Source organism: Microcoleus asticus IPMA8 (genome assembly GCF_013179805.1).
Classification (GTDB): Bacteria; Cyanobacteriota; Cyanobacteriia; order Cyanobacteriales; family Microcoleaceae; genus Microcoleus; species Microcoleus asticus.
The window spans coordinates 1-7713 of the sequence record NZ_SRRZ01000202.1 but is presented as its reverse complement, the minus strand read 5'-3'; the positions used below and the strand labels follow the sequence as shown (position 1 = coordinate 7713).

The following is a 7713-nucleotide window of genomic DNA, read 5'->3' as shown; positions in this document are numbered from 1 at the left end:
GGATGCTTTGAGGCTGAAAAGATAATATTTTTAATCTCTAATTCCATTTGATTTGCGTTCTCTCATATCGCTTTTAGTCTAAACTCCAGTATGCTAAGAGTGCGATATTTGTCAAGGGCGATCGCGCTTCTAAGATTCTTACGGCTTCCGATCGAGCAGTTGGCGGTAATTGACACCCCGATTATTGTACCGCCTCAGATTGTTTGAGGGCTGCACTGAACGCGAAGCGGTTAAGATTCAGCCGCGATCGGGAATGCTAAAATTGTCTGTTGCCGAATGGGGAGCTGAATCACAAACTCAGTACCTGAGCCAGGTGTTGAAAAACACTTGATTTTACCGCGATGTTTTTCAGTAATGATTTGATAACTAATCGACATCCCCAAACCCGTACCTTTACCGATCGGTTTGGTGGTGAAGAAAGGGTCAAAAATGCGCTGCTTCACTGAGTCTGGCATACCGATTCCGTTGTCAGCGATCGCCACCTCCACCCATTGATTGTCGATCGCAGAAGTCCGAATCGTAATCTGGTTCGGGGTGTCTTTAAGCTCCTGATAGGAGCGTTTGGTATTCATGTAATCTAGGGCATCCAGAGCATTGACCAAAATATTCATGAATACCTGATTTAGTTGTCCGGGGAAACATTCCACCTTGGGCAATGTGCCATAGTCTTTAATCGTTACCACGCCTGGAGACTCTGGTTTCTCTTTGAGCCGGTGTTGCAAAATCAGCAATGTACTTTCAATTCCCTCATGAATATCAACATCTTTGAAGTCTGCTTCATCCATGCGAGAAAAATTTCGCAACGAGACGACAATACCGCGAATTCGCTCGGTGCCTACCTTCATAGATGACACGATCTTTTGGATGTCTTCAGTGAGGAATTCCAAGTCGATTTCCTCTGCCATTGCTTGCACGTCTGGATCGTTGCTGGGATGGCGCTGTTGATAGAGTTCGATCATCCGCAGCAGATTTTGGGTATATTCGTCCAGGTGGGTGAGATTACCGTGGATGAAGTTGACCGGGTTATTGATTTCATGGGCAATTCCCGCAACCAACTGTCCCAAGCTAGACATTTTTTCGCTTTGGATAACTTGCATCTGGGCTTTTTTTAGTTCGTTTAGGGTTGTCTCGAGTTCTTTAGCTTGCACGGTTGAGGAAATTGCTAGTTCTTCGATCGCAGCAACCTGGGGCAGAGTTGTCCAGCAAGCAATCGCCACTCCCACAAATGCCAGCGTCATCAACACAATAATCAGCAGATAGGGATTCTTGGTTCCGACTTCTACCCGCAGCCAGGATCTGATTAGCCAACTGATTGTCGCTGCACTACAAATCAGCGCAATCAAAACTCCGATCTGAAGCACTACAAAATCTTCGTTTTCAGGATGGTTTAGCGGCTTGGCATGGAGTCGATCCCACCACGGTAAGTGCAAAGGTTCCCAAGGAATCCGCCGAATTGCAGCGTCGATCGCGATCGCTGCAAACGGCAACAGCAACCCGATGCCAAAATCCATCCATCCCCAGCTAACACCACCCACCACCAGGGAAATGAACTCCACCACCAGCAATGCTAAAGATAGTCGCCCCCAACGCACGACTGGATCGTTGCGCTGCATCCACAGCCCCAAGTGCAACCCCATGATAGAAATGAAAAAACTCACCCCTGACACCACCACAATTCGAGTGGTGTTACCCCAGACTAAAAATCCTAAACTACAGATAAAGGTTAGCAGCAGCGCGGGTTCTAGGGAACCCCGACGGGACGCTGCGCCAAACACTGGAGACAACAGCCCATCCTGCGCGAGTTGGAAAAGGATGCGGGGCGTATTGCAAACGCTAGTCGCAGATCCCAACAAACAGCAAGCCGTAACCAGCAATGTGACTATGACAGGGGCAGCGTCTCCCCAGAAAGGCTTGGCAGCCGCCAGGAAATTGCCGTACAAATTGCCTTCTAAACCCGCAGCGGTTGCCAACTGCAACAAGACTAAAGTGCCACCCACAAACACCAGAGGCATGAACCAGGCAACCCAAGACAGCGCCTTGAGGGTGTCTTTTGGGTGGAGACTGTCGGCTACAAAGGATGAAGCTGTGTCGCAGCCATAGAAGCTATAAGCGCCAAACAAGTACCATTTCAGCCAGTCCTGGACACTGATGGCATCAATGCTGCTGGGCAAGAGTCCGGGGCTTTGGGGCGAAAAGGCAAGCCAGCCCAAACCCTGAACGCAGAAGAGGAATAAAAAGCCGATCGAAGGAAAGACAAAAAAGAGGTGCAGAATGGCGACGGCGCGGGTGCCACTGAATGCTACAAAGTAAGCGATCGTAGTGAAACCGATCTCAAACACTTTTTCTGGAATATTCAGCCCCATCGGTTCTAAATGGAATTGGATCAAATCTGTGATGACGATCGCATTAATGGCAGGAAAAGAAACCCACCCCAAGTAGTAGGCAATCCCCAAGTAACGGGAAAGGGCAGGGTAACGATGAAGCAATCGCGTGATGTAATTGGGTGTTCCCCCAGATACATCTGGATATTTCTCACCCAAACTCTGAACTTGAAGGTTAAACAGAATTCCGACGATCGCACCAGGAATCCAGACCAACAGCGATGCGGAGCCAATTTCTGCTTGCATCGACGGTGCTAAGGTAAACCACATCAGATATCCAACCACACTAAACCCCCAAGCTTCCGCAGAGGACATGGTGCGCCGGAGGCGATTCAGAAATGGCACACGATCTATTTCCATAACAAGCAGATAGGAGTAATCCTATTGTGATACAAGTGTATTTTCCACAATCAAGAAAAAAACACATACCTAGTGTTTCCTTCTAGGGGTTAAAATTGTCAGCTCGATCTAATGTAGCGGTGAAATATTGAGGCCTAATCAGTTTATGTTGCTAGCGATCGCACTCTCGAACACAATAACTCGTTGGAACTGATATCTTGCACGAGATGCAATAAGCCTTTCACGGGCGGGCTCTCCTGCCCGCCCCACAAGAAAATTCACTTACTTTTTGTGGAACAGGTCGAAAAGCCTGTTAAGCGAGAATGGTGCAATATCTCAGTTGAAACGGACTCTATTGAGTCTTTTCACTTTGTTTAATGTGCCGTTAGCTAGCGAGCGCAATCGCAATACTAATACTTTTAAAATACCAGTAGATCGATCGCTCTTTAATTCGGTGCGTTAGCGAAGCCCTCGAAGAGGATCGCTCTCTGAGTTTCTAGGGTTAAGTTTATTGGTGGGTGTTCTGCATCAAGTTGGATGGAGACATTTTTACGCTTGGCAAATGGTATTTTGTCGCGGAAAGCTGTGCAACCATTTCTGCACGAGACGAAACCTCAAGCTTGCGGAACATTCTCTTCAAAGCTTGCTTTACTGAATTCTCAGTAATCCAAAGTTCCCTCCCGATTTCTGCGTTAGTTCGCCCCAAAGCAACCAATTCGGCAATTTGCAATTCACGAGGCGTTAATCGATCGCTCTTGAAAGATTGGTGTTGCGATTTTCCTATGCCCGTTGGGCAGGCTTCGCCAACGGAAACACTTCGCGATCGCACTGTTGCAGCCCAAACAGACAAATGCAAACACATCGCACTCAAATCGGCTAGATTTTGCGTATCGAAGGCAGGCATTGACTGTTCGCGGGTGCAACCCACTACACCCACTAATTGACCGCGATTGACGATCGGCCCCGCCATCACGTGCCAATGATCGGGGCGGGGACAAATGATTGCCCACGCCTTGGGCGATGTTACTAATCCTTCATGCACAGGCGTATGGCGCTCCGCTAAGTAACGTGCAACAGGATTATGTTCGACAGATAACGCGACTTTTAGTAATTTCTGAAGATTTCGATCGGCTAAAAGCTGGTCGAAAAAGAAGATTCCCGATCGCTTAGTTGCAAAATACTCGCCGATTTTGGGCACGACTTGCGATCGCAAATCTTGTTCATCCGTCACCTGGTCGATTTCTTTAAATAAAAGCTGCAAGGAAATTGTCATGCTGTCAAAAAGAGTACCCGATCGAGGACTAGGCGAAGTCGGTTGCTACTTCTAGTATAAGGACAGATTTAATCGCAATCGCCCCAAGGAGATGAATTCATGACTGACTCACAAAAGCATATCATTGGTTTGGTATTTTATCCTGGCATGACATCGCTGGATATTGTAGGACCACAGCAAGTTTTTAGTGCGTTGCCAGGTGTCCAGATTCATCGGATCTGGAAAACGCTAGATCCGATTAAAACCGATGACGGCATGATGGTTTTGCCTGATACCACCTTTGAAAATTGCCCGCGCTTGGACGTTATCTGTATTGGCGGCGGCTTGGAGCAAGGGGCAGTAGAAGACGATCCAGAGATACTAGCATTTCTTCGCAAACAAGGCAGCACCGCCAAATTTATCACTTCTGTCTGCGGTGGATCGCTATTTCTGGCGAAAACCGGACTGCTGTTCGGCTATCGAGCGACGACTCACTGGGCAATGCGCCAACAACTGGCAAAGTTTGGCGTTGAGGTTGGCACAGAGCGCATAGTAATCGATCGCAATCGTATTACTGGTGGAGGCGTGACAGCAGGTATCGATTTTGGTCTGACGATCGCTAGCATCCTTTGTGGTGAGGAAGTAGCCAAGATTATTCAACTATTACTGGAGTACAATCCCGCCCCGCCATTTGATGTCGGTTCGCCAGAAAAAGCGGGGGCACAGTTGGTCGATAAGGCAATCTTATTTATGCAGGGGATATCTAGTTTAGAAGTAGCAAAACAGGCAGTTTGACATGAACACAACTTCGGAAATCGATCGCGGTCGTACTCCCACAAATTGGGTACAGATAGGTTTTTATACAACTTCAATCGTCTTTAACCTCTGCTTGATTGCTCAGTTATTAACAGTTGGAGTTGCCTACTTCAATGACCCTTCCTGGTGGAATATTCATGTTTGGCTAGTGCGAGGCTATGGTGGATTGTCATTAATATTATGGGGATGGTCATCGCTCGCCCCGTTCTCACGCAAAATACGACATCTCGCTGCCACTCTACCTGTGCTGCTTGGGCTGCAATTTGTTAGCATTCATCTCAAAACACCTCTCCATCTAGAGGTGTTCCATCCTCTGATTGGATTTTCGCTCCTCTATGTTTCTTCAACCCTTGTACACAGCACATCGCGCATTTTATCACCCACCAACCATCAGAATGAGCAAGCTTGAGAGTTAGAAATGACGCAAGATGCAATCTTTACTCCCTTCTTTGCAACAGTGCAGCACTTATCCACTTTGGCACAATTGATTAACCTCGCTCAAATGAGCTAGAAGTTATCAACAGTCGCCGAACAATGAGCGTGCAGCGGAAAGCAGGCCCTGTTTCTGCGTGTGTGTTCCGGGTCTTGCGGGGCAGTCTACCACTGAACCGAGTCGTTAGATCGCGATCGCAATACCCAATACTTCAAAAATACCAGTAGAGCGATCGCCCTTCAATTCGGTTCGTAAGCGTTGCCCTCGAAGAGGATCGCTCTGTTAGTTTCTAGCCTGATTATTCTGCCAAGAGTCCGATATTTGTCAAGGGCGATCGCACCGAGCAAGTTTTGATTCGATCGGGATCTTACAGGCAAAAAACATAGCAAGAAAACCCCCAAATCCCGTTTAAAAATGGAGTTTGGGGGTTTTCGTTGAGGCTGGGAAGCATTCTCATCCGCCTGATATCGTTACCGATCGCGATCTGGGACGGAATATTCCTATATGGATGAATTGTCGATTGCAGCAGCCCAGGAACCGCCAGAGCAACGAACCCCTCAACTCCCGGAATCGATTCGCATCGCAATATCGACGTTGTGTAGAAGTTATCACCACATTTCCCTGCAGATGAATTCGTGGATTATTATGTGCGGGAATCAGCGACGATTTCTTGATTTTGGTTGGATTTGGTGATGAATTATAAGCGAGGAGAATAGTTATATTTTACATTTGTTTTGGGCGTTTTTTCAGGGAATGACATGCAGAAAATTTATTGCTATCATCGACGAACAAGAGCGTTGAGGCTGCATAGATGACTGGCAAAGCTCAGACCGGGACTAGACAATTATTGCGTAGGTGTTGGTTGACCTTAACGAAATGGCGATCGCTCAGTGTCCTCTGCGTTTTGACACTGGCGGTTAGCCTGATTGTGAATGCTTGTAGCCTTGCACCACAGCAACTAGCTCCCCTGCGCGTGGGAATCGTCACTTGGGCAGGATTTGATATTGCACTTTATGCTCAGGAAGCAGGCTTATTCAAAAAGCACGGATTGAACGTGCAACTCATTCGATTTGAGAATCAACAAGATTCAACTCGCGCCATGTTGCGCGGTAATCTCGATGCTAATTTCGCTTCTTTGTGGGATGTGGTGCAATCTGATTCGGGGACTGACAAGCCTGCGGTGGTGATGGTAACAAATATTTCTCATGGGGCTGATGGTATTGTTGCTCAACCTGCAATCAAGTCAGTGGCAAACCTTCGCGGTAAAAGAGTCGGAGCGAAACTGGGAACAGTGAATCATCTGATTTTATTGGAAGCCCTCAAGTTGCACCAGATTAAACCGGAAGAGGTAAAGATTGAAGATATTTCTAACGAAACAGCGGTTGATTTGATGCAGCAGGGACGTTTAGATGCCGCCGTGCTCTGGCAACCGCTTCTAGGCGAAACTGCCCAAGAGATCGAGGGGAATATTCTTTTTACCACTCAGGAAGTTGATAGTTTAGTTATTGATACCTGGGTTTCTCGGTCAACTATTATTGGCACGAAGAAAGCTGAATTAAAGCAATTTATTAGGGCTTGGTTTGATGTTATGAGTGCGGTGGAAACAAAGCCCCAGGAAGTGTTTCAAAAGGTTGGTAAAAGCCTGGGACAGAAGGGTGAGGCTTTTGCTAAAGATTACGCTGGTCTGAAAAAGGGTGACATTGCCATGCAGCAGAAGATATTTCAGTCTGGTAGGTTGCCAGAGGCGATCGCTCAAATGGCTGAACTATTAAAATCTGACCCCCGTGCCGGACGGATGCCGCGTCAGGATGTGGAGATTAACACTGACATCGTAACTACAGCAATCAATGAATGGAAATTATGACGAAATTCCTGCATCCCCATAGCTTGTCGCAGCGCTTGCTGGTTAGCGTTGGGTTGTCGATTACCACAGTTGGACTGGCAACTCTGGGACTTAACTATCGGCTGATGCAGTCTGACTTAGAAACGCAAGTTCATAACCGGGCTCAATCAATTACACAATCTCTGGAGTTTTCTACAGAAGGCTTACTAGAGTTGGAGAATAAAAGCATTCTGCGACGGGTTGTGCAAAATTTTGCCACGATGCCCGGTGTGGTGGAAATTGCCATTGTCGATCCATCTGGGATAGCGATCGCCCGCAGCCCTCAGAATGCGACTAATCAGCCATACACTTCCATCTATCCACAACTCGCACAACCACTTTACCAAGCGGCAACCGCAGGCATTGAAGTCAGGCAAGATATCGTCGTAGACAACCAGCCTGCGATCGCCCAAATTCTGCCTTTTAGCAGTACCTTGTTTGGCGCATCTCAACGACGGGGAGTGGCGATCGTGCTACTCGATCTCAACCAAATGAAGCAAGCTGCCGGCAGAACCTTCATGGGAGCATAACAGTTATGCGCTCAGTATAAATACTGATGATAATTTAAGCTGCTGCTTTGAGATTGACACCAATCATTCCATTTAAGTAA

At 47.3% G+C, this 7713-nt stretch carries 7 protein-coding genes; 4 read left to right on the top strand and 3 right to left on the bottom strand.

Annotated features, from left to right (window positions below; genetic code table 11):
• Nucleotides 1-230 precede the first annotated feature (230 nt).
• Nucleotides 231-2741 carry an ATP-binding protein gene (locus E5S67_RS30305; RefSeq protein WP_172192953.1) on the bottom strand — a complete coding sequence of 837 codons (2511 nt, stop codon included), beginning with the start codon at nt 2739-2741 and terminating at the stop codon, nt 231-233.
• A gap of 487 nt (nt 2742-3228) precedes the next feature.
• On the bottom strand, nt 3229-3993 hold the full coding sequence (locus tag E5S67_RS30300) for a LuxR C-terminal-related transcriptional regulator (RefSeq protein WP_172192951.1): 765 nt from the start codon (nt 3991-3993) through the stop codon (nt 3229-3231).
• Nucleotides 3994-4092: 99 nt separating this feature from the next.
• Between E5S67_RS30300 and E5S67_RS30295 the strand changes: the two genes are divergently transcribed.
• Both E5S67_RS30295 and E5S67_RS30290 read left to right on the top strand, forming a co-directional pair.
• Nucleotides 4093-4767, top strand: coding sequence for a DJ-1/PfpI family protein (locus E5S67_RS30295; protein ID WP_172192949.1), 675 nt, complete (start codon nt 4093-4095; stop codon nt 4765-4767).
• Nucleotide 4768: 1 nt separating this feature from the next.
• The gene (locus E5S67_RS30290) at nt 4769-5197 is read left to right on the top strand and encodes a DUF6220 domain-containing protein (protein WP_172192947.1); all 429 of its coding nucleotides are present in this window, start codon (nt 4769-4771) and stop codon (nt 5195-5197) included.
• 263 nt (nt 5198-5460) lie between these two features.
• Here the strand turns inward: E5S67_RS30290 and E5S67_RS32880 are convergent, their stop codons facing one another.
• Complete coding sequence (locus E5S67_RS32880; protein ID WP_216670819.1) at nt 5461-5598, bottom strand: hypothetical protein; 138 nt, start codon at nt 5596-5598, stop codon at nt 5461-5463.
• A gap of 485 nt (nt 5599-6083) precedes the next feature.
• Here E5S67_RS32880 and E5S67_RS30285 point away from each other — a divergent pair, with 485 nt between their 5' ends.
• Nucleotides 6084-7085 (top strand): ABC transporter substrate-binding protein, encoded by a 1002-nt coding sequence (locus E5S67_RS30285; RefSeq protein WP_246277059.1) that lies wholly within the window; start codon nt 6084-6086, stop codon nt 7083-7085.
• On the top strand, nt 7082-7633 hold the full coding sequence (locus E5S67_RS33785; protein WP_246277058.1) for a hypothetical protein: 552 nt from the start codon (nt 7082-7084) through the stop codon (nt 7631-7633). Before E5S67_RS30285 ends, E5S67_RS33785 begins: the two co-directional genes overlap by 4 nt.
• Nucleotides 7634-7713 lie beyond the last annotated feature (80 nt).